At 67.4% G+C, this 18,953-nt stretch carries 18 protein-coding genes; 9 read left to right on the forward strand and 9 right to left on the reverse strand.

The annotated features are described in order from the left end of the window. Window positions 1–40: 40 nt before the first annotated feature. Together Q9Q79_RS04850 and Q9Q79_RS04855 are read right to left on the reverse strand one after the other, a co-directional pair. Window positions 41–322 carry a hypothetical protein gene (locus Q9Q79_RS04850; protein ID WP_043033658.1) on the reverse strand — a complete coding sequence of 94 codons (282 nt, stop codon included), beginning with the start codon at window positions 320–322 and terminating at the stop codon, window positions 41–43. Further along, a complete protein-coding gene (locus Q9Q79_RS04855; RefSeq protein WP_201861880.1) occupies window positions 323–2,659 on the reverse strand; it encodes a VapE domain-containing protein in 2,337 nt (778 codons plus the stop codon). Between the two features lie 486 nt (window positions 2,660–3,145). Here Q9Q79_RS04855 and Q9Q79_RS04860 point away from each other — a divergent pair, with 486 nt between their 5' ends. The 5 genes from Q9Q79_RS04860 (at window position 3,146) to Q9Q79_RS04880 (ending at window position 8,019) form a co-directional block, all read left to right on the forward strand. Beyond that, window positions 3,146–3,370: a hypothetical protein gene (locus Q9Q79_RS04860; RefSeq protein ID WP_005408344.1), complete on the forward strand. Its 225-nt coding sequence runs from the start codon at window positions 3,146–3,148 to the stop codon at window positions 3,368–3,370. 11 nt (window positions 3,371–3,381) lie between these two features. After that, a complete protein-coding gene (locus Q9Q79_RS04865; RefSeq protein WP_012479313.1) occupies window positions 3,382–3,636 on the forward strand; it encodes a hypothetical protein in 255 nt (84 codons plus the stop codon). 211 nt (window positions 3,637–3,847) lie between these two features. Further along, on the forward strand, window positions 3,848–4,234 hold the full coding sequence (locus tag Q9Q79_RS04870) for a DUF2946 family protein (RefSeq protein WP_099484769.1): 387 nt from the start codon (window positions 3,848–3,850) through the stop codon (window positions 4,232–4,234). 129 nt (window positions 4,235–4,363) lie between these two features. Beyond that, a complete protein-coding gene (locus Q9Q79_RS04875; protein WP_201861887.1) occupies window positions 4,364–6,502 on the forward strand; it encodes a TonB-dependent receptor in 2,139 nt (712 codons plus the stop codon). A gap of 11 nt (window positions 6,503–6,513) precedes the next feature. Beyond that, window positions 6,514–8,019 (forward strand): PepSY-associated TM helix domain-containing protein, encoded by a 1,506-nt coding sequence (locus Q9Q79_RS04880; protein WP_100437959.1) that lies wholly within the window; start codon window positions 6,514–6,516, stop codon window positions 8,017–8,019. Window positions 8,020–8,028: 9 nt separating this feature from the next. Here the strand turns inward: Q9Q79_RS04880 and Q9Q79_RS04885 are convergent, their stop codons facing one another. Both Q9Q79_RS04885 and Q9Q79_RS04890 read right to left on the reverse strand, forming a co-directional pair. Further along, window positions 8,029–9,162, reverse strand: coding sequence for an MFS transporter (locus Q9Q79_RS04885; protein ID WP_099527131.1), 1,134 nt, complete (start codon window positions 9,160–9,162; stop codon window positions 8,029–8,031). A gap of 11 nt (window positions 9,163–9,173) precedes the next feature. Continuing rightward, window positions 9,174–9,950, reverse strand: coding sequence for a DeoR/GlpR family DNA-binding transcription regulator (locus Q9Q79_RS04890; protein ID WP_099527132.1), 777 nt, complete (start codon window positions 9,948–9,950; stop codon window positions 9,174–9,176). 157 nt (window positions 9,951–10,107) lie between these two features. Here Q9Q79_RS04890 and smqnr point away from each other — a divergent pair, with 157 nt between their 5' ends. After that, window positions 10,108–10,755: a SmQnr family pentapeptide repeat protein gene (smqnr, locus tag Q9Q79_RS04895; protein WP_099527133.1), complete on the forward strand. Its 648-nt coding sequence runs from the start codon at window positions 10,108–10,110 to the stop codon at window positions 10,753–10,755. 3 nt (window positions 10,756–10,758) lie between these two features. Here the strand turns inward: smqnr and Q9Q79_RS04900 are convergent, their stop codons facing one another. Continuing rightward, window positions 10,759–11,433, reverse strand: a complete 675-nt coding sequence (locus Q9Q79_RS04900; RefSeq protein WP_049453891.1) for a class I SAM-dependent methyltransferase — start codon at window positions 11,431–11,433, stop codon at window positions 10,759–10,761. 87 nt (window positions 11,434–11,520) lie between these two features. After that, window positions 11,521–12,219 (reverse strand): glutathione S-transferase family protein, encoded by a 699-nt coding sequence (locus Q9Q79_RS04905; protein WP_201861889.1) that lies wholly within the window; start codon window positions 12,217–12,219, stop codon window positions 11,521–11,523. A gap of 115 nt (window positions 12,220–12,334) precedes the next feature. Here Q9Q79_RS04905 and Q9Q79_RS04910 point away from each other — a divergent pair, with 115 nt between their 5' ends. Next, a complete protein-coding gene (locus tag Q9Q79_RS04910) occupies window positions 12,335–13,279 on the forward strand; it encodes a LysR substrate-binding domain-containing protein (RefSeq protein WP_201861891.1) in 945 nt (314 codons plus the stop codon). Here the strand turns inward: Q9Q79_RS04910 and Q9Q79_RS04915 are convergent. After that, window positions 13,218–14,597 carry a PLP-dependent aminotransferase family protein gene (locus Q9Q79_RS04915; protein ID WP_201861893.1) on the reverse strand — a complete coding sequence of 460 codons (1,380 nt, stop codon included), beginning with the start codon at window positions 14,595–14,597 and terminating at the stop codon, window positions 13,218–13,220. The genes Q9Q79_RS04910 and Q9Q79_RS04915 overlap by 62 nt on opposite strands. 132 nt (window positions 14,598–14,729) lie before the next feature. Between Q9Q79_RS04915 and Q9Q79_RS04920 the strand changes: the two genes are divergently transcribed. Continuing rightward, entirely contained in the window at window positions 14,730–15,593 is an 864-nt protein-coding gene (locus Q9Q79_RS04920) for a DMT family transporter (protein WP_065183979.1), read from the forward strand. A gap of 39 nt (window positions 15,594–15,632) precedes the next feature. On the opposite strand, the gene Q9Q79_RS04925 is transcribed toward Q9Q79_RS04920, so the two are convergent. Continuing rightward, on the reverse strand, window positions 15,633–16,568 hold the full coding sequence (locus tag Q9Q79_RS04925) for a LysR substrate-binding domain-containing protein (protein WP_065183978.1): 936 nt from the start codon (window positions 16,566–16,568) through the stop codon (window positions 15,633–15,635). Window positions 16,569–16,675: 107 nt separating this feature from the next. Between Q9Q79_RS04925 and Q9Q79_RS04930 the strand changes: the two genes are divergently transcribed. Beyond that, window positions 16,676–18,193, forward strand: coding sequence for an MFS transporter (locus Q9Q79_RS04930; protein ID WP_065183977.1), 1,518 nt, complete (start codon window positions 16,676–16,678; stop codon window positions 18,191–18,193). Window positions 18,194–18,472: 279 nt separating this feature from the next. Here the strand turns inward: Q9Q79_RS04930 and Q9Q79_RS04935 are convergent, their stop codons facing one another. Beyond that, window positions 18,473–18,877, reverse strand: coding sequence for a GFA family protein (locus tag Q9Q79_RS04935; protein WP_033834825.1), 405 nt, complete (start codon window positions 18,875–18,877; stop codon window positions 18,473–18,475). Window positions 18,878–18,953: the final 76 nt, after the last annotated feature.

The following is an 18,953-nucleotide window of genomic DNA, read 5'->3' on the forward strand; positions in this document are numbered from 1 at the left end:
CGGGCCGATACCTGCATCTTGCCCCTGTAGATGCTCCCAGTCAACACCTTTCATCTACTTGCATCATGGTGCGGTTGGGCGGGCTGGCGATCCACAGCCGCAATGCCGCTGCTGCCAGACGCTCACGCTCAACCGGCCCGCGTGCGGCCAGGACACCCTCGAGATACTGTTGGCGGTGCCGGCGCGGACTGACCGTCGTCCAGCGCCCGTCGGTGCCCACGCGCCGGTAGCCGTCCAGTTGCAGCAGGCGACGTGCTTCGCAGTGCAGGCGCCAGTCGCCGCTGCTGCTGTCAACGTCGCGACCATCATGGAGGCGCGGCATCTAGAACGGCCCTGCCGCGTGCTCGGCCAGACTGCGTCTGCGCTGTGGCATCAGCCAGACCTTGGCCCGCTCCTTGCCCACCACGCGGGTGCGCACGCCATGCCGCTTCACCACGTAGGCGGCGGCCTCGTTCACCTCGCGACGGTTGGGCCTGTCGATGCCCACCGCGATGACGATCTCGGTGGCGCGGTAGTGCGCGCTCCAGTGCTCGGCAGGGAGCGACCAGTCGAAATGACGATCGATCAGTTCGGCGATCGGCGAGATGGGCTCGTGTTCGCTGTTGGTGGCATTGAGCGCATCCAGTTCCTCGGCACTCAAGTGCCAGGTCTCGCCACTGCAGTACAACGCATGGGCCTCAGCCCAGACCTGCTGCATGTCGATCCGCGCCGGTTCGCCCAGCGCCACGGCGTGCACGGTCCACCAGCGGGTGTTGCCGGTGGCATCGCGGAGGAAGCGTTCGTCGTTGACACTGGCAAACAGGATGGTGCGCCGCGCATAGCGGGATTCGGTGCGCGCGTAGGGGCGACGGATCTCGTCATGGCTGCGCGAGATGAATGATTTCAGCGCCGCGATATCGGTACGGCGGAAGGTGGCATCGACTTCGCCCAGCTCGACGATCCATCTGGAGATGACCTGCTTGACGCTGTCCTTGTTGGCCGGATCGAGCACCACACCGTCGGCGATCAGTTGCAGCTCTACCGGCGCCAGCTGCCGCGCCCAGCGTGTCTTGCCCAGGTTCTGTTTCGAAACGAACGTCAGCACGCCGCGCGCGACCACGCCATCGGGCTCAAACGCCGCAGCCACGCCGGAGATCAGCCAGCGCCGCATCAGGACTTCCTTCAGCACGCGGCCGTCGGCCATGTGCGTGGGCTTGGCTTCCTGCACGGTATCGAAGAACGCCTGCAGGCGGGACTGGCCATCCCACGGCCGTGAGGTGATCCAGCTGGCGACCGGGTTGTAGGGATTGGCTTCGGCCACCTGGCACAGGTTGGTCTCGAAGCTGGCGGTGGCCATGCCGGCGCGGTGCATGCAATCCATCACTTCGCCCGCCGCGACCTCCTTGGCGTTGTCCACGGTCGTCTGCAGCCCAGGGACCAGAATCTCCAGATCCTTGCGGATGACGTTGTAGCGCACGGTCACACCGGTACGACGGCACAGTTCGGCCAGGTTGCGGGCGGTTGGCAACGGCCGCCCGCGCGCGTTGGTATCGGGAAACGGGGTGAAGGCATCGAATGCGGACAGGTTGCCAGGCACCTGGTAGCGCGCGCTGGCCGATGACGGCGCATCGTCCAGTGCCACGTCGTCGCCCCCTGCCGGCGGCATGGGGGGCAACAACTGGGCACGCACGGTGTCCAGCCCCTCGCGCAGATGCAGGTCGTTGAAGTCGGTAGGGCGGTCATCGTCGCCATGCAGCGTGGCGAACTCGGGCCAGACCACGCGGGCATCGATGTCCGCGGCAGCCTGCGTGGCCAGGGTGACGCCAGGGTTGTCCAGCGGCTGCCGCGTCCACTGATCGTTGTCGGCACACAGCACGAATGACGCGTCCGGCATGGCGCCGCGCCAGGCTCGGGCGACCGCGCCAAGGTTGCCTGCATCCCAGGCCACCACCACGCACCAGCCCGTGGCCTGGTGGATGGATCCGGCGGTGGCATAGCCCTCTGCAATGGCGATCGGCTGGCCGGTAACCGGCTTGCCGATGACATGGAAGCAGCCCTGCTTGCGGCCACCGGAAAGGAAGTCCTTGTCGCGGCCAAGTGCTGGATCCACGCGGGGAAAGATCGCCTGCAACGAGACGATACGGCCCGCGCTGTTCATCACCGGTACCAGCAGGGCGCTGTCGATGTGGCGGAAGACAAGGCCATCGCTGTTGCGCACCGGCCATGGCGCCACACGCAGGCCATGTGCATGGATGCCCTTGCGTACGAGATAGGGGTGGTGGGCATCGGCAGGAATGGCTCGGTTCCACAGCACGTTGGCCGCCCTGGCGGCGGCGTCCTCGCGTTCGCGCTGATGCCGTTCGCGCTCGCTGCGGGCCGCCTCCTGGCGTTGCCTGATGGCACGCTGCTCGGCGGCGCTCAACGCGGTCGGCGATTTCGCGCACCAGGCATGGCGGGTGCCGGTCCGCCAGCTGCCGAACTCGCCGGCCGGCACGTGGTCTCCAAACAACACCGCCCAACCATTGCGCGTGCCACGACGGTCGCCTTCCACATGGAAGCGCACCAGCGTGCCATCGGCGTTGAGCGCGTCGCGGCCGCGCGCGTCCGGCACGATGCCGTGCGCGTGCATGGCCTGCAGGAACGCGGGAACGATGTCCTGCGTGGGATGCGGTGTGTGCATTCGACAAGGCCCCTGGGAACGTGGATCGGTCCACGGCGGCCGATGGCGGCCAACGTGCTGTGCAGTGTCCGGCGTGCGCAGGTCACGCAGCGGCCGACCGACGCAGTGTGGTCAGGATGTGATGGAAGTGGTGATACGGTCATGGTGTCGGAACGGGGCTTCATTTGCAACACCTTCCAGCACCTTGCATCCCTGACCGCGATGGCGCCACCCAGTACGCGTTGGATCTGCGATGGCGTTCGCAGATCACTGTGATCGTGCCGATGCGTCGCAGTTGGCGAGAACCGGTTTTCGGATGATGCGATCGCCGTCAACGACGGCCCATCGTTTCTCTCCATCGCGCCTTCGGGCGCCCGTGCACAAGGAGCCTGCATGCCTGAAATCCACTGCAACCACGAACGCCGATCCGCCGCGGAATCCGCGTCGTTGACCGTCGTTGCGACGTTCTCAATCGGTGCGACCACCCCTCGATAAAATACAACCCGCATGACGGACACCATCGACGAAGCGCAGGAAATGGAAGCGCGCCACCTGCAACGCGCCCTGGCCCAGCACGCAACGCGGGCCAGCAACGTTGCCCCTCTCACTCCCATGGGGGAATGCCACAACCCGGACTGTAGCGAGGACTTCGACAACGATCCGGCAAGACTGTTCTGCGGGCCTGCCTGTGCCGAGCGTTTCGAAGCCATCCATCAACACCGCAACGCATAGGAACAGGGGACATGTCTCTGAACAGCAACGACGCTGGCTTCACCGAACGCATCGCCGGTTTATCGGCCGAGCTCGCCGTGCTGGTGAGCCTGGTGGAGAACCACATCCATCTGCAGCTGGCTGATCTGGCCGACTCGGGTGATGTGGATGCACAGGAGCGATTTGCGGTAGCCGATCCGGAGCGCTGGTTGGAGAACGCCCGCAACAGCCTGCAGGCGGGTTTCATGTTCCTGGAGCGCGCGGTGCAGCAACCGGCGCGGTTCTAGTCATCCGGTGCGGGGGCGGAAGGGGCCGGCCAGGCTGCCTTCCGTCCCCCTCGGGCAGTGGACGATCCCCTGCGCTGGAGGCTGCGTCATAACGTCGCACTGGCCGCCGGGCAACCCTGAACGTGGTCCAAGGTTGACCGCAGGCCCGTAGAATGGCCGGGTGCGTCGTTCTGTCCTCCACCGCCGGTTCCAGGCCCTGGCATGGCTAGCCATGCTGCTGGTGCTGCTTGCCCCGCTGGTGAGCCGCTGGCTGGCGCATGGTCACGTTGCAGCGGCTGTGCCGGTAGCGGCGATGGACCATTCCCAGCATGCGCAGCATGCGATGGAGGGCCATCACGACCACCACGCGATGGCGATGCAGCAGGGCGAGGTCTCAAAGAAGCCGCCCGCCGATCCACACGCCGCGCATGAGATGGGCGTGGACTGCGACTACTGCCTGATCGCCGCGCGGCTGATCACCCTGCTGGTGGCGGCATTGCTGCTGTTGGCACCGATGGTATCGATATGCCGTGCGCTGCGTGGTGCAGTGCAGGCGTTGCCGCAGCGGGTCAGCGGCACATTGGGAGCGCGCGGGCCACCGGTCTTCATGGCTGTCTGAGCCCTGCGCGCACGCCTTTGGATTGATTTTCCCAAGCTGCCAGGCCTGGCCTGGCGCGACTGCGTGCGCGTTCGCCGAACTCCCTGAGCTGCCCTGCCACTGCAGGGTGGCCTTGCATGCCGTGAACAGATGAAAACGAACCCCAACTCCGCGCGCCTGCGCCGGGCGACGCTGCCTGCCATGTGCGCGTTGCTCCTGCACACCGCCTCTGTACTTGCCGCCGATGCGGCACCACCGACCACGCTGGATACCGTGCGCGTGGTCGATACCCGCAGCGGCGAGCTGTCTTCCACCTCCAGCGCAGGCTCTGCGTTGGGCCTGAGCGTGCTGCAGACACCGGCCAGCCTGACGGTGATTTCGCGCGAGCAGCTGGAACAGCGCGGCGACACCAACCTCAATGATGCGATCAGCCGCGCCGGTGCGATCAGTGCGATGCCGCACCCGGGCAACGGCCTGAGTGCGCTGTCCAGCCGTGGCTTCACCGATGGCGCTTCCGTGATGCGCCTGTATGACGGGCTGCGCCAGTATGGCGGCGTGGGCATCACCTTTCCGTTCGATACCTGGTCCATCGAGCGCATCGAAGTGCTGCGCGGTCCGGCCTCGGTCATCCATGGCGATGGTGCCATTGGCGGGGTCATCAACATCGTGCCGAAGAAGCCGACGCGCGGTGCCATCGAGAACGAGATCAGCGTGACCGTGGGCAGCGAGGACACCGCACGTCTGGGCTTCGGCAGTGGCGGCGCGCTGACGCCCGAGCTGGCCTACCGGCTGGATGTAAGTGGCAACTACAGCGGTGGCTGGGTTGATCGCGGGCGCAGTAGTGATGCCACCTTCTCCGGCGCACTGCTGTGGCAACCGCGTGCGGATCTGCAGCTGTCGCTCACCCATGCGGAAGGCTATCAGCAACCGATGCGCTACTTCGGCACGCCACTGGTGGATGGCCGCCAGCTGGAGGCGCTGCGCCACCGCAACTACAACGTGGAAGACAGCGACATCCGCTACCGCGACCGCTGGACCCAGCTCGATGCGCTGTGGACGCCGAACGCAAGCGTCGAATGGCGCACGCGCCTCTACCAGATCGACAGCCAGCGCGATTGGCGCAATGCCGAAGCCTACGTCTACAACCGCGCTACCGGCTTGATCGATCGATCTGGCAATACCGAGATCACCCACGACCAGGACCAGACCGGGTTGACCTCGACGCTGAGGGTACAGGGGAACATTGCGGGCCTGGCCAACAGCTTCGCCGTGGGCCTCGATGCCAACCGCGCGCACTTCAAGCACACCAACAACACCTATGCCGGCAGCTCGGGCCCGGTCGATCCGTTCGATCCGGTGCCGGGCCAGTTCACCAGCGACGCGCCGAACCTGCCGCGCTACCGTAATCGTGCCGAGCAGTACGCGCTGTTCGTGGAAGACCGCTTGGCGCTGAGCGAGCGCTGGTCGGTGCTGGGTGGGCTGCGCCACGACCGCGCGCGCATTGATCGTACCGATCTGATCAGCGGCCAGAACGCGTTCTCGAAGACCTACCGCAGCACCGGCTGGCGTGCAGGCACGGTGTTCGCGTTGCGGCCGACGCTGAGCCTGTATGCGCAGTACTCGCAGGCGGCGGACCCGGTCAGTGGCCTGTTGATGATCAGCCCCGCCAACGGTGCCTTCGACCTGGCCAAGGGCCGGCAGATCGAGGTGGGCCTGAAGCAGGCCTTCGATGGCGGCGAGTGGACGCTGGCGGCGTACCGCATCCGCAAGACCGGGCTGCTCAGCCGCGATCCGCTGGTGCCGGATCGCCGCGTGCAGGTGGGCGCACAGACCTCGCGTGGCATTGAGGCGTCCTTGAACTGGAACTTCGCGCCGCGCTGGTCGCTCGATGCCAATGCCACGGTGCTGAAGGCCGAGTTCGAGGACTTCCTGGAAACCACCGGTTCGCCGGCGGTGCTGGTGTCGCGTGATGGCAACGTGCCACCGAACGTGGCCGAGCGCCTGGCCAATGTGTGGCTGAGCTGGCAGTTTGCACCGGACTGGAGTGCGGCGGGCGGCGTGCGTTACGTCGGCAAGCGCTACGCCGACAACGCCAACACCTTGGAGCTGCCCGGCTACAGCACCACCGACCTGGCACTGACCTGGCAGGCGGCACCGCGCACGCGGCTGTCGGCGCGGCTGTTCAACGTGTTCGACAAGGCGTACTACGCCACCGCGTACTACACCAGCACGCAGTGGCTGCTGGGTGCGGACCGGCGCGTCGAATTCACCGTCGATCATCGCTTCTGAGGAGGCTGGCGATGACGTTGCGATCCACCGCCAAGCGCTGGACCTATCTGGTGCACCGCTGGCTGGGCATCGGCGGATGCCTGCTGATGTTGCTGTGGTTTGTCAGCGGCATGGTGATGCTGTTCATTGGTTACCCGAAGCTGACACCCGGTGAGCGGCTGGCGGCGTTGCCGGTGCTGGGGGATGCTCGCGATCTGCAGGGGCTGTCGGTACTGCCTGCCGTGGTGCAGGCCGAGCCGGAGGTTGTGGCGCTGACGACGCTGCGTGGCGAGCCTGCGTACGTGGTGCGCAATGGCAGCAACGTGGGCGCCTGGTCTGCCGTGACCGGCCAGGCGCTGCTGCCGGTGTCGGCACAGCGAGCCGAAGCATCCGCCGCACAGTTCGCGGGCGGCCAAGCCTTCGTCGGCGCGACACGCGTGGATGAAGACCGCTGGACGCATTCGCGTGCGCTGGATGCGCATCGGCCGCTGTACCGGGTTGAAGTGGGCGGCGCGCAGCCAGGGGATGTGTATGTGTCCTCACACACCGGCGAAGTGGTGCAGGACGCACCGCATATGCAGCAGCGCTGGAACTATGTGGGCGCCTGGCTGCACTGGTTGTACTTCCTGCGCATGCAGTCGGTGGACCCGGTCTGGACGTGGGTGGTGATCGTGCTGTCCGCGCTGTGCACGGTGGCGGCGATCAGCGGCATCGTGGTGGGTGTGTGGCGCTGGCGCTTCCGCGGGCACTACCGCACTGGCGCGAAGACGCCGTATGTCGAGCCCTGGATGCGCTGGCACCACCTGATCGGGTTGGTGGCAGCGGCATTCGTGTTCACCTGGATCTTCAGCGGCCTGATGTCGATGAATCCATTGGGCGTCTTCAGCAGCACGCGCGAGGCGATCGACAGCGGACGCTATCGTGGCGGCGCGGTAGCGGTGGATGGAATGCTGGGTGAACCTGCAGTGCTGCTGGCGACGGCGGGCGCCCGGAACTTCAGGCCGGTGGAGATCCAGTGGCGGCGCATCGGTGGTGAGCTGTTCGCGGTGTTGCTGGACGGGCAGGGCGAGACCCGCATTGTGTCCGGCAGTGATGGTCATCTGCAGGTTGCGCGGTTGCTGCTGGCCGCATGGCTGCAGCAGAAGGTGCGGGCGTTGTCGGATGCGCCCATGCAGGGGTACTGGGTCCAGCTCGCAGCGGATGCGTACTTCTACCCGCGTGCACCGGAAGCCATGAACGGCGCAGCGGTACGCCGCTTCCCGGTGGCGGTGGCTGATTTCGGCGATGCCGAGGCGACGCGGGTCTACCTCGATCTGGCCACTGGCGACCCGTTGCTGACGATGGGGCGTCGCGAGCGCGTGGGTCGCTGGCTGTTCTACTTCCTGCACAGCTGGGACCTGCCGGCGATGCTGCGTCAGGACACCGCCCGGCTGGCGGTGTTGCTGCTGCTGAGCCTGGCTGGCGCTGCGTTGTGTGCAACGGCCACGGTGATCGGCTACCGCCGGTTGCGGATGAAGCTGCGGCGCAGGCGGCGCTGATGCCTTGGACTAAACCCGCAGCCAACGTGTGGACGCGGCCACCAGCAACAAGGCCGTGGCCACACCGATGAACGCAGCAATCAGACCGAAATGATTCGCGGCAAAGCCGATCAACGCCGGTCCGGCAAGGATGCCGGCAAAGCCCAGCGTGGAAACGGCGGTGATGGCCAGCGCGCCGGGCATGCGGGTCTGGTGGCCGGCCAGCGAGAACAGCGCGGGCGCGATGTTGGCGCAACCGAGGCCGACCAGCACATAGCCCGCCAATGATGCCTGCCACGGCGTGACCAGGGTCAGCACCAGCACGCCGGCAGCGGCGAGCAGCGCGCCGAACACGATCGCGCGCTGGCGGCCCACGCGTGCCACCAGTGCATCGCCGAACAGGCGCGCGACCGTCATGGTCAGGGTGAAGGTCACATAGCCGACGCCGGCGAGGCTGGCATCGACGCGACGTACATCGCTGAGGAACACCGCGCTCCAGTCGAGCATCGCACCTTCGCCGAGGAAGGCGACGAACGCCAGCACGCCGATGAACAGCACGATGCCATGCGGCAGGGCCAGCATCGGTGTGTCGTGCGGCATGCGTTCGCTGTGCCAGTACGTCGCCGACAGCAGCGTCACCAGCAGCATGGTGACGGCACCGATCAGCACCGATGCCAAGGGCGGCAACTGTGCGGACAGCAGCACGGTCATGGTGGCCGCGCCGAGGAATCCGCCGATGCTGAAGAAGGCATGGAAGCCAGACATCATCACCCGCCGTGCTTCGCGCTCGACGATGACGGCCTGCACGTTCATCGTGCAGTCCATCGCGCCCACGGCCGCACCGAACACGAACAGCACCAGGCCCAGCGCCCACGCCGAGCTGGCCAATGCCAGGCCGGGAACGGTCAGGCAGATCAGCAGGCTGCTGGCCACCATCACCCGGCGGCAGCCCAGGCGCGCGGCCAGCACGCCGGACAAGGGCATTGCCAGCAGCGAACCCGCTCCGAGGCAGAGCAGCACCAGCCCCAGCGTGGCGTCATTGATTCCGGTGCGCGCTTTGGCGAATGGCACCAGGGTGGCCCACAACGCGGTGGCGAAGCCGGGAATGAAGAACGCAGCGCGGGTCGCGTGCTGTTCGGCACGCGCGCGGTTGGCAAGGGACATGAGCAGTACGGTCAGGGAGGCGTGGGGTGCACCGCGATACCGGCGGCGTGGAAGCGAGCCGCCAAGGCGGGCGGTGCGGTGGTGGTCAGCACCAGGTCGTCGATCTCGTCCAGGCTGGCGATCTGCCAGTTGCCGCGGGCACCGAGCTTTTCCGTGGTGGCGGCGACGATGACGCGGCTGCTGCAGGCCACCATCGCGCGCTTGAGCGTGGCTTCTTCGGCATCCATCGCCCACACGCCAGTGTCGCCGTCCACCGCGCAGGGGCCGGGCAGGTACACGTCGGCACGCAGGCGCTGCACCTGGGCCAACGCCTCGGCACCGACCGCACCGCCACCGCTGGCCAGGCGCCCGCCGATCAGCTGCACTGGAGTGCCTTCGAGCATGCTGGCGGCGGTGGCGATCTGCGGGGCATTGGTGATCACCGTCAGGCAGAGAGCGGCCGGCAGCTGCTGGGCGATCGCCAGATTGGTCGAACCGGCATCGAGCAGTACCACCTGGCCGGGTTGCAGCAGCGCGCAGACGCGGGCGGCCAGCTCGGCCTTGTCGCCGCGGTCGCGGGTCAGGCGCTCGCGCAGCGGCCGTTCCTTGGGCGGCGGCAGCACGGCGCCGCCGTAGACGCGCTGGCACAGGCCCTGGGCGGCGAGCTCGCGCAGGTCGCGGCGGATCGAATCTTCGGAGACGGCATAACGGCGCGCCAGTTCGGCGGCGACCACGCGGCCCTGCTGGCGCAGCTCCTCGAGGATCTGCCGGGTGCGCTGGGCGGGTAGGGGGCTGGGGTCGGCGCTCATGCCGCAAGTCTGCACGTTCGTGCATAATCATGCAACAACATGCATTGGTCGGGAGGGCACAGGGCGGCTGGACTGCCGGTGAACCCGCCCGCCCCGGGGTCTATGGATCGGCCTCGCGGCCCGGCATCATGGCGGGGCACTTGGCATGGAATCCCTGATGTCTCCCACCGTTCACCGCAAGCTGCGCATCGGCGCGGACCAGTACACCGGCCAGAAAGTGGTCGACCAGCAGTTCCACGAGTGCGATTTCTCCGGTGCGGACCTGACCGGCACCGAGTTCATCAACTGCAGTTTCTACGATGCCGACAGCCGCGCCGGCTGCCGCTTCAATGGCGCCACGCTGAAGGAAGCCAGTTTCCGCAGCTGCGATATCAGCATGTGCCATTTCAATTTCATCAAGGCGCTGGGCCTGGAGATCAGCGAGTGCCGCGCGCAGGGCGCGGATTTCAGCAACGCCAGCTTCATGAACCAGATCACCACGCGCAGCTGGTTCTGCAGCGCGTTCATCAAGAAGTCGAACCTGCGCTATGCCAATTTCTCGCGGGTAGCGCTGGAAAAGTGCGAGCTGTGGGAAAACCGATGGGATGGCGCGAATGTGAGTGGCGCCAGCTTCGCCGGCTCGGACCTGTCCGGCGGCCAGTTCGAGGGCATCGACTGGAACAGCGCCAACTTCACCGACTGCGACCTGACCAACTCGGAGCTGGGTGAGCTGGACCTGCGCAGCACCAACCTGCGTGGTGCCACGCTGGACGTGCAGCAGGTGGCGCTGTTGATGCAGCGCATCGGCATCACCGTGGTGCCGTAGGCATCACCCGGCGTACGCCACCCAGCCCTTGAAGCTGAAGCCTGCGTAGAACAGCTCCACGCCGTCGAAGCCGGCCTCCTGCAGCAGCGCCACTTCCTGTTCGGGGGCCAGCAGCGGCAGCCGCTCGGCGATGGCCTCGATCGCGCGCTGTGCATCGGCGTGGGCAACGCCCGAGGCTTCGGCGAACGCTGCGTAGCGCTGCAACCAGCGCAGCTTGCCGGCCGGTTCCTGCGGCACGCTGTGGTGGGCCACAACCAGCGGCGCGCCGGGCTGCAGGCGCCGGTGCAGCTCGCGCAACGTGTGCAGGCGCTGCCCGGCATCGAGGAAGTGCAGAGTCAGCAGGCAGCTGGCCCCATCGAAGCGCAGATCGGGCGCATCGTCGATGTAGCCTTCCAGCAGCTGCACGCGCGGCATCAGCGGACCCAGTGTCTGCTCGGCCAGGGCCAGCATCGGCGCGGCCGGATCCACGCCCAGCAGCTGCCAGCCCGGCTGCGCCTCGGCAAAAGCCTTCAGCTCCAGCCCGCCACCGGCGCCCAGCACCAGCACACGGCCCTGCGCGGGAACGCGTTCGGCCAGCAGCAGGCGGCTCATCTGCTGCAGGGCGAGGAAGCCGGGCACCTGGCGCAGCGGCGCTTCGGCATAGCGGGCCACCGCCTGCGGGTCGGAGAACGTGGACATGCGCGGATTCCTGCGGCGGGGGACATACCACTGTAGCGCGGCGCGCAAGAGGCATTGCGCGCCGCTGCCACACGGGCAGGACAGGGCTCAGGCCGCTGCTGCCTCAAGCACGTCTTCCAGCCGCACCTCGCCGAGGAAGCCACCGCTGCTGGTTGCCGGCTGCTGCGCTTCGATGGCGTGGGCGAACTGCACGCCGGCGTCGTCCTGCAGGCGCTCGAACAGCTGCTGCACCCTGGGGAACTCGCGACGATCGACCACCTGGTGATAGTCGTTCCAGCGCGCGATGCCGGCGAAGTAGGCATCGGCAAAGCTGCGCTGTTCGCCCAGCAGCCACGGGCCCGTGCCGATCATCTGCTCCAGCGCCTGGTGGGCGTGGCGCACCTTGGTGGTGCCATAGGCACGCAGCGCCTCGCCGTCATCGCCTTGCGCATGCTCCAGTGCGTGCCAGAGCGGCGCGTAGGCACCGAAGAAACTGCTGTTGAGATAGGCCAGCCGGTGGTTGAGGCGATCGAAGCCGGGCGTGCCCTGTGCGAAGCCCAGCCCCTGCGCGATGTCCTTCGCGGCCAGATGGTTGAGGATGGCCAGGCTCTCGCTGAGCAGCTCGCCCTGCGCGGTGCGCAGGGTCGGGGTTTCACCCAGCGGATTGAGGCGGCGGTAGTCTTCGCTCTGCACCTGGCTGGGCATGTCGATGCGGCACAGGTGATACGGCTGGCGCAGCCATTCCAGGGCGACGATGGAGCCGAACGAGCAGCCCGAGGGCACGCCGTAGAAGAGGATCGGGGTCATGGCAGGTTTCCGGTTCAAGCCGCGATGCGGCGGGTGAGGAAAGCGTGCCTGCGTGGACATTGCCCCGGAAGCCGCTTGAATGGCATCCTGAAGTCCACATCTGTGGACGTTGCGCATGCTCAACCTCAACGATCTAGCCCTGTTCGTGACCGCGGTGGAGCAGCGCGGGTTCGCTGCAGGCGGGCGCCATCTGGGCCTGCCGCGCTCGACCCTGAGCAAGCGCGTGGCGCTGCTGGAAGAACAGCTCCAGGTGCGGCTGCTGCAGCGCAGTTCGCGCCGCTTCGCATTGACCGAGGTCGGCCAGGAGTTCTTCGAGCGCGCACGCGCAGCGTTGTCTGAGGTCGAGGCCGCCGAGGCCATCGTCCGCGACCGCCAGGCCGAACCCAGCGGCACCGTGCGGATCAGCGCTTCGATTCCGGTGGTGCAGGGGGAGCTCGCCGCGTGCCTGCCTGCGTTGGCCCGCCGCTATCCACGGCTGCGTATCGAAGTTGAAGTGAGTGATCGTTTCATCGACCTGGCGCAGGAAGGCATCGACATCGCCCTGCGCAGCCACTTCGGTCCGCTGCCGGATTCCGGGTTGGTGCAGCGCATGCTCGGTAGCGAACGCATCGTGCTGGTGGCGTCCCCTGGTTATCTGGCAGCCGCGCCGGCACTGGACACGCCCGAACAGCTACGCGCGCATGCCGGCCTGCTGACCGCGCGCCATGCAACGCGCTGGACGCTGCACGGCGCCGACGCCCGCACCGTGCAGGTGGAGCCGCAGGTGGCGCTGGTCGGCAATGAATCGCAGCTGCTGATCGCGGCGGCAGAAGCGGGTCTTGGCATCACCGTACTGCCACACAGCCTGTGTGCTGCGGCCATTACCGCCGGCCGCCTGCAGCAGGTGCTGCCGGCGTGGCATGCCGGCGAAGTCACCACCAGCGTGCTGCTGCCGCATCGCCGCGGCCAGCTGCCGGGCGTGCGCGTGGTGGTGGATGCGCTGGTCGCGCATTACCAGCTCAACGCAGCGCGCGCGCCAGTACCTGCCAGATCCTCGGGTCCTGGCACTGCGAAACGTTGAAACGTACATAGTCGGCCGCGCGCTGCGATTGGCTGAACGCGTTGCCCGGCGCCAGCACGATGCCCTCGCGCAGGCATTGCCGCGCCAGTGCAGCGGCATCGCGGCCATCGGGTAGCTGGCACCACAGGAACAGGCCGGCTTCCGGCTGCAGCCACGGCGTGATGCCCAGCATCTGCAGCTTCCGCAGTGTGTGCCGGCGTGCATCGGCCAGCCGCGAACGTATCGACTGCATGTGGCGGCGGTAACCGCTGTCGGTCAGCGCGATGTGCATCAACTGCGCGGCCAGATGACCACCGCCGAAGCTGGTCGCCAGCTTCAGGTCGGTCAATGCCTCTATCCAGTCGTGGCGCGCGGCGATGTAGCCGCAGCGCGACGCTGCCGACAGCGTCTTGGAGAAGCTACCGACGTGGATCACCCGTGACAGCCCATCGAGCGCGGCCAGCCGCGGTGCCGGCTGCAGTTCGAAGTCGGCGAAGATGTCATCCTCGATGATGATCAGTTCGCTGCGTTCGGCCAGGCCCAGCAGGCGGTGTGCGGTGCTCGCGGAAAGCACCGCGCCGGTCGGGTTGTGCAGGCCGGAGTTGGTGATGTACAGCCGTGGCGAATGCGCTTGCAGGGCCTGGGCGAATGCGTCCAGGTCGGGACCGCTGTGCGTGTACGGCACGCCGATGGCCTGCACCTGGTGCGCCTTCAGCAGCGCGTGGTAGTTGAAGTAGCTCGGATCATCCACCAGCACGCAGTCGCCGGGCTTGAGCAGGAAACGGCAGAGCAGATCGACCGCGTGCGTACCGGATTCGGTCAGCAGGATCTGCTCCATCGGTGCATCGATGCCGAGCGTGGCGTTGCGCCTCTGCAGCAGCTGGCGCAACGCGGGCAGCCCGAGCGGGCCGGCGTAGTCGACCAGCTGCATGGCATCGGCACGCGCCAGCCGGCGCAGGCCGCGGCGCACGCCATCGTGATACAGCCAGTCACTGGGCATCCAGCCGCACCCTGGCTTGAGGTGGCCCGCGGGCGTTTCCAGCGATTGCCGTGATACCCACAGCGGATCCACCGCGCGGTCCAGCCGCGGCTCCATCTCGGCCAGCGCCAGCGGTGCGGCCGGGCCACTGACGTAGAAGCCCGAGCCTGCGCGCGCACTGATCAGGCCTTCGGCCGCCAGGCGCTCGTAGGCTTCGACCACGGTGGAGACCGAAACCCCCATCGCCGCCGCCTGCGCACGTACCGAGGGCAGGCGTGAGCCAGGGCCATCCAGCCGCGCACTGATGCGGGTGCGGACGGTCTGGATGACCGATTCGATGCGGGTGAGCGGACGCAGCATGGCGGAACCGTAGTGGAAGTGTGGGCAGTACAGTTACTTGCGACTGTACTGGATTGTAGCTGGGGTCGTCCCGCGCTGGATGCTTCCATACAGGTCCAGCCGGGCATCGTCCGGCACCTCAGGAGTACAGGCGTGGAACGGTCGGCGAGTGGTTGGATCAATGGCTTCATCGGTGTGGTGATCTTCGCTGGCTCCCTGCCGGCCACCCGCCTGGCGGTGCTGCAGCTGGACGCTGGATTCGTCACTGCTGCACGCGCCACCATTGCCGCCGTGCTCGGCTTTGTTCTGCTCCTTCTGCTGCGCCAGCCGTGGCCGCGGCGCAATGACCTGCCCGGGCTGATAGTGGTCAGCCTGGGGGTGGTGGTCGGCTTTCCGCTGTTGACCGCGCTCGCCCTGCGGCATGCGTCGTCGGCACACACCATCGTGTTCCTCGGGCTGTTGCCACTGAGCACTGCGGTGTTCGGCGTGCTGCGCGGCGGCGATCGACCGCGCCCGGCGTTCTGGCTGTTTTCGTTGCTGGGCAGTGCCTGCGTGGTCGGCTATGCGGTGCGCAACGGCATCGAGGCGTCCTTGCAGGCAGACCTGCTGATGCTGGCGGCCATCGTGGTGTGCGGGCTGGGCTATGCCGAAGGCGGCCGGCTGGCCCGTCATCTGGGCGGCTGGCAGGTGATCAGCTGGGCACTGCTGCTGGCCTTGCCGGTGATGCTGCCGCTGACAGTGCTGATGCGCCCGGCCTCGTTCACCGCGGTCGATGCCTCGGCATGGTGGGCACTGGGCTACGTGGCAGTGTTCAGCATGCTGCTCGGCTTCCTGTTCTGGTATCGCGGGCTGGCCCAGGGCGGTATCGCCGCCGTCGGCCAGCTGCAGCTGCTGCAGCCCTTCTTCGGCCTGGCCCTGGCCGCGCTGCTGCTGCATGAATCGGTCAGCCTCAGCATGGTGCTGGTGACCGTGGTCGCGGTGATCTGCGTGGCCGGCGCACGCCGCTTCAGCCGCTGAACGAAAAAGGGGACGGAGGGGATTAAGTCGTAATCGGTCCTACTGTGCCTGAAACGACTTAATCCCCTCCGTCCCCTTTTCCGGGGCGCGCTGGAACAGATGCGCAACGGCATAGTCGATGAATACCCGCAGGCGTGCACTGGGATGGCGCCCACCGGGCCATAGCAACGAGAACTGCCCCTGGTGCGTGGGCAGCGCAGGCAGTACCCGTTGCAGGCGGCCATCGGACAGCGCGTCGGCTGCGAGGAAGTCAGGCATCCAGGCCAGGCCCATGCAACCGATCGCAGCGGCCAGCACGGCCTCCATGTTGTTGCAGGTCATCGCCGTGGGAAGGCGTGCCCCCGCATCGCCTTCGATGCCCGGCAGCTGCCACGGATGCAGCTTTCCGGTGGTGGGGTAACGGAAACGCAGCGCGGTATGCATGCGCAGCTCGCTCACATCACCGGGCGTGCCATGCGCCTGCAGGTAGCCCGGCGCCGCACAGAGGATGAAACGAAAGCCGCCCAGTCGCCGTGCGGTCAGGCTGGAATCGGCCAGTTCACCACTGCGTATCACCGCGTCCAGGCCTTCGCTGACCACATCGACGATGCGGTCGTTGAAGTCCAGTTCCAGCTGCACCTGCGGATAGCGTTGCTGGAAGCCGGGCAGCACCGGCAGCAGGAAGCGGTACCCGATGGTGGGCAGGCCGATGCGCAGCAGCCCGCTGGGGGCATGCTGTCGCTGCGCCAGGTCCGCCTGTGCTTCGGAAAGCTCGTCCAGTGCACGCCGACAGCGCTGTAGCAGCAGTTCGCCTTCGTCTGTGAGATGCACGCGGCGGGTGGTGCGTTGGAACAGCCGGGTGCCGAGCTCCTGTTCAAGGCGGGCGATGCGCTTGCCGACCGCCGACGCGGACAGGCCAAGTGCACGCGCAGCACCCACGATGCTGCCGGCCTCCGCGGTGCGGACGAAGGCGAGCAGGGCAGAAATGGAGTCCATGCGGGGCATGATTACGGAACATTGAGACGCAATCAATGTCCATCGAGCCTGTTTTTCAGGAATAGCGGCCTGTTCATCATCAATGCCCCTGATGGATGGAGGCCCCCATGGCCCCGGTTTCGATGCTCCCTGTACCTGTCCAGACGCAGCAGCGCTGGACCCTGCTTGCCGTCTGCCTGGCCGCACTGGCGTTGCCGTTGTCCTTCTCGGCCGGTGCCGTCGCGGTGCCCGCGCTGGCCCGTTCCGTGGCGTCGTCGCCGAGCGTGCTGGCCTGGGTGACCAACGCCTTCATGCTCACCTTCGGCAGCCTGCTGCTCGCTGCCGGTGGCCTGGCCGACCGCTATGGCCGGCGGCGGTTGTTCCTGCTGGGCACAGCAGGCTTCACCGTCGCCACGATCGTCGTCTGCCTCGCGCCCACGCTGCTGTGGCTGGATCTGGCGCGTGGGTTGCAGGGCGTTGCCGCCGCAGCGGCGTTGGCGTCCGGCACGGCTGCGCTCGCGCATGCCTGGCAGGGGCCGATGCGTGGCCGTGTGTTCGCCCTGCTGGGCGCCACATTCGGTGCGGGGTTGGCGCTGGGGCCGCTGCTTGCGGGTCTGCTGCTGCAGGCATTGGGATGGCGCAGTGTGTTCGCCGTCGGCGGCGTGCTGACATTCGCCGCCTTCGTACTGGGCGCGCGTGTGTTGCCCGAGAGCCACGGTGAACGCGGGCGGCTGGATGTCGGCGGCATGCTGGGCTTCAGCCTGATGCTGGCAGCGTTGACCCTGGCCCTGCTGTGGCTGGGCGAGTTCGGCCTGCATACCGTGCGCGTGCAACTGGCGCTGTTGGCGACGCTGCTGCTGGGCGCAGCGTTCATCTGCATCGAACGACTGCACCGCTCACCCCTGCTGGACCTCTCGTTGTTCTCGCAACCGGCGTTCCTCGGTGTCCAGCTGCTGCCGGTCGCAACCTGCTTCGGCTACGTGGTGCTGCTGGTGGTATTGCCGCTTCAGTTGATGGGCGTGCACGGCCAGAGCGCGACCCTGGTGGGGTTGCAGATGCTGGCCCTGTCCGCGCCGATGCTGGTGCTGCCGATGCTGGCCGCGCGCTGGGCGGAGCGCGTGGGAAGTGCGCGGCTGTGCACGCTGGGACTGCTGGTCTGTGCCTCTGGCCTGTACCTGCTGTCGCGCCATGCATCGCAGCCGTCGCCTTCGCAGTGGGTGCCGTGGCTGATGCTGGTCGGTGCAGGGACGGCCTTGCCATGGGGGCTGATGGATGGGCTGTCAGTGAGCGTGGTGCCGGTACAGCGTGCGGGCATGGCCGCCGGCATCTTCGGGACCGTGCGTGTAGCCGGTGAGGGCATCGCATTGGCCGCAGTCACTGCCTTGCTTGCGCTGCTGATCGGCCATCAGCTGCAGGGCGCGTCGCCGGCATCGCTGGCGCGTGCCGGTGCCTATCTGGCCACGGGGGCGCGGGAACAGGCGCAGGCACTGCTACCGGCGATGAGTCGCATGCAGCTGCAGCATGCCAGTAGTGAGGCGCTGGCAACACTGCTGCGTGTACTGGCGCTGCTGACCGCCGCATGTGCTGCGTTGTTGCACCTGTTGCTGCGGAAACGTAAAGACGCGTTGGTCGGGCGTACTGCGTAGCAGGCTCATCGCCCGCCTTCGCCGTCATCCCGTTGTCGTGTCCCGCTCACGCTGCCTATGCCCACCCGGGCCTAGGCTTGGTCGTCCCCGTCCCCCACGGAGACCTGCCATGTGGCTGCTCGATCATCTCTGGCCTGGCCGTCGACCGCTTCCTCCCCCGGCCGCGGATGCGCCACCGGCACCGCCGCGCCGGCCCTGGCTGAAACGCCCGGCGCGGGCCGGGCGCAGCGGCATGGCGCCCTGGCAGAAGGTGGCCACGCCGCCGCGGCGCACGCGCCACTAGCCGGTGCGGTCTGATGGGTGGTTGACCCCATCGCTGACCGGGATCACCCCCAACGCGAACGGGTCGATGCCCTCCAGGCAGGCCACGTTGTAGCCGTACTGGTCGGGGTTGGAGCGGCGCCGGTGATGGGTGTAGATGCCGCACACGCCACAGAAGTAGTGCTCGGCCACATGGGTGTTGAACTGGTACATCTGCAGGTGGTTCTGCCCGCGCAGCACCTGCAGGCCCTGGCGGGGGACGCTGGCGGCGATGGCGCCCCGGCGCCGGCACATCGAGCAGTCGCAGCGGCGGGGATCGACGATGCCGTCCGGCAGGTCCAGCAGCAGCTCGACGGTGCCGCAGTGGCAGGTTGCGCGGTGCTGGGGTTGGACCGGAACGCCGGCCACGGAAGTGATGCCCATCATTGCTCCTGTGTGATCCGTCTGGCCGCGGGGGCCGCCGCAGACGGTGCGCCGATGTGCCTGAACGGGCCGTAGA

The organism is Stenotrophomonas sp. a6 (genome assembly GCF_030913325.1).
GTDB lineage: Bacteria > Pseudomonadota > Gammaproteobacteria > Xanthomonadales > Xanthomonadaceae > Stenotrophomonas > Stenotrophomonas maltophilia.

What these genes read in the sequence shown, in the direction of transcription:
- Q9Q79_RS04850 (WP_043033658.1), bottom strand. Translation starts at nt 322, where the DNA reads ATGCCGCGCCTCCATGATGGTCGCGACGTTGACAGCAGCAGCGGCGAC.
- Q9Q79_RS04855 (WP_201861880.1), bottom strand. Translation starts at nt 2,659, where the DNA reads ATGCACACACCGCATCCCACGCAGGACATCGTTCCCGCGTTCCTGCAG.
- Q9Q79_RS04860 (WP_005408344.1), top strand. Translation starts at nt 3,146, where the DNA reads ATGACGGACACCATCGACGAAGCGCAGGAAATGGAAGCGCGCCACCTG.
- Q9Q79_RS04865 (WP_012479313.1), top strand. Translation starts at nt 3,382, where the DNA reads ATGTCTCTGAACAGCAACGACGCTGGCTTCACCGAACGCATCGCCGGT.
- Q9Q79_RS04870 (WP_099484769.1), top strand. Translation starts at nt 3,848, where the DNA reads ATGCTGCTGGTGCTGCTTGCCCCGCTGGTGAGCCGCTGGCTGGCGCAT.
- Q9Q79_RS04875 (WP_201861887.1), top strand. Translation starts at nt 4,364, where the DNA reads ATGAAAACGAACCCCAACTCCGCGCGCCTGCGCCGGGCGACGCTGCCT.
- Q9Q79_RS04880 (WP_100437959.1), top strand. Translation starts at nt 6,514, where the DNA reads ATGACGTTGCGATCCACCGCCAAGCGCTGGACCTATCTGGTGCACCGC.
- Q9Q79_RS04885 (WP_099527131.1), bottom strand. Translation starts at nt 9,162, where the DNA reads ATGTCCCTTGCCAACCGCGCGCGTGCCGAACAGCACGCGACCCGCGCT.
- Q9Q79_RS04890 (WP_099527132.1), bottom strand. Translation starts at nt 9,950, where the DNA reads ATGAGCGCCGACCCCAGCCCCCTACCCGCCCAGCGCACCCGGCAGATC.
- smqnr (WP_099527133.1), top strand. Translation starts at nt 10,108, where the DNA reads ATGTCTCCCACCGTTCACCGCAAGCTGCGCATCGGCGCGGACCAGTAC.
- Q9Q79_RS04900 (WP_049453891.1), bottom strand. Translation starts at nt 11,433, where the DNA reads ATGTCCACGTTCTCCGACCCGCAGGCGGTGGCCCGCTATGCCGAAGCG.
- Q9Q79_RS04905 (WP_201861889.1), bottom strand. Translation starts at nt 12,219, where the DNA reads ATGACCCCGATCCTCTTCTACGGCGTGCCCTCGGGCTGCTCGTTCGGC.
- Q9Q79_RS04910 (WP_201861891.1), top strand. Translation starts at nt 12,335, where the DNA reads ATGCTCAACCTCAACGATCTAGCCCTGTTCGTGACCGCGGTGGAGCAG.
- Q9Q79_RS04915 (WP_201861893.1), bottom strand. Translation starts at nt 14,597, where the DNA reads ATGCTGCGTCCGCTCACCCGCATCGAATCGGTCATCCAGACCGTCCGC.
- Q9Q79_RS04925 (WP_065183978.1), bottom strand. Translation starts at nt 16,568, where the DNA reads ATGGACTCCATTTCTGCCCTGCTCGCCTTCGTCCGCACCGCGGAGGCC.
- Q9Q79_RS04930 (WP_065183977.1), top strand. Translation starts at nt 16,676, where the DNA reads ATGGCCCCGGTTTCGATGCTCCCTGTACCTGTCCAGACGCAGCAGCGC.
- Q9Q79_RS04935 (WP_033834825.1), bottom strand. Translation starts at nt 18,877, where the DNA reads ATGGGCATCACTTCCGTGGCCGGCGTTCCGGTCCAACCCCAGCACCGC.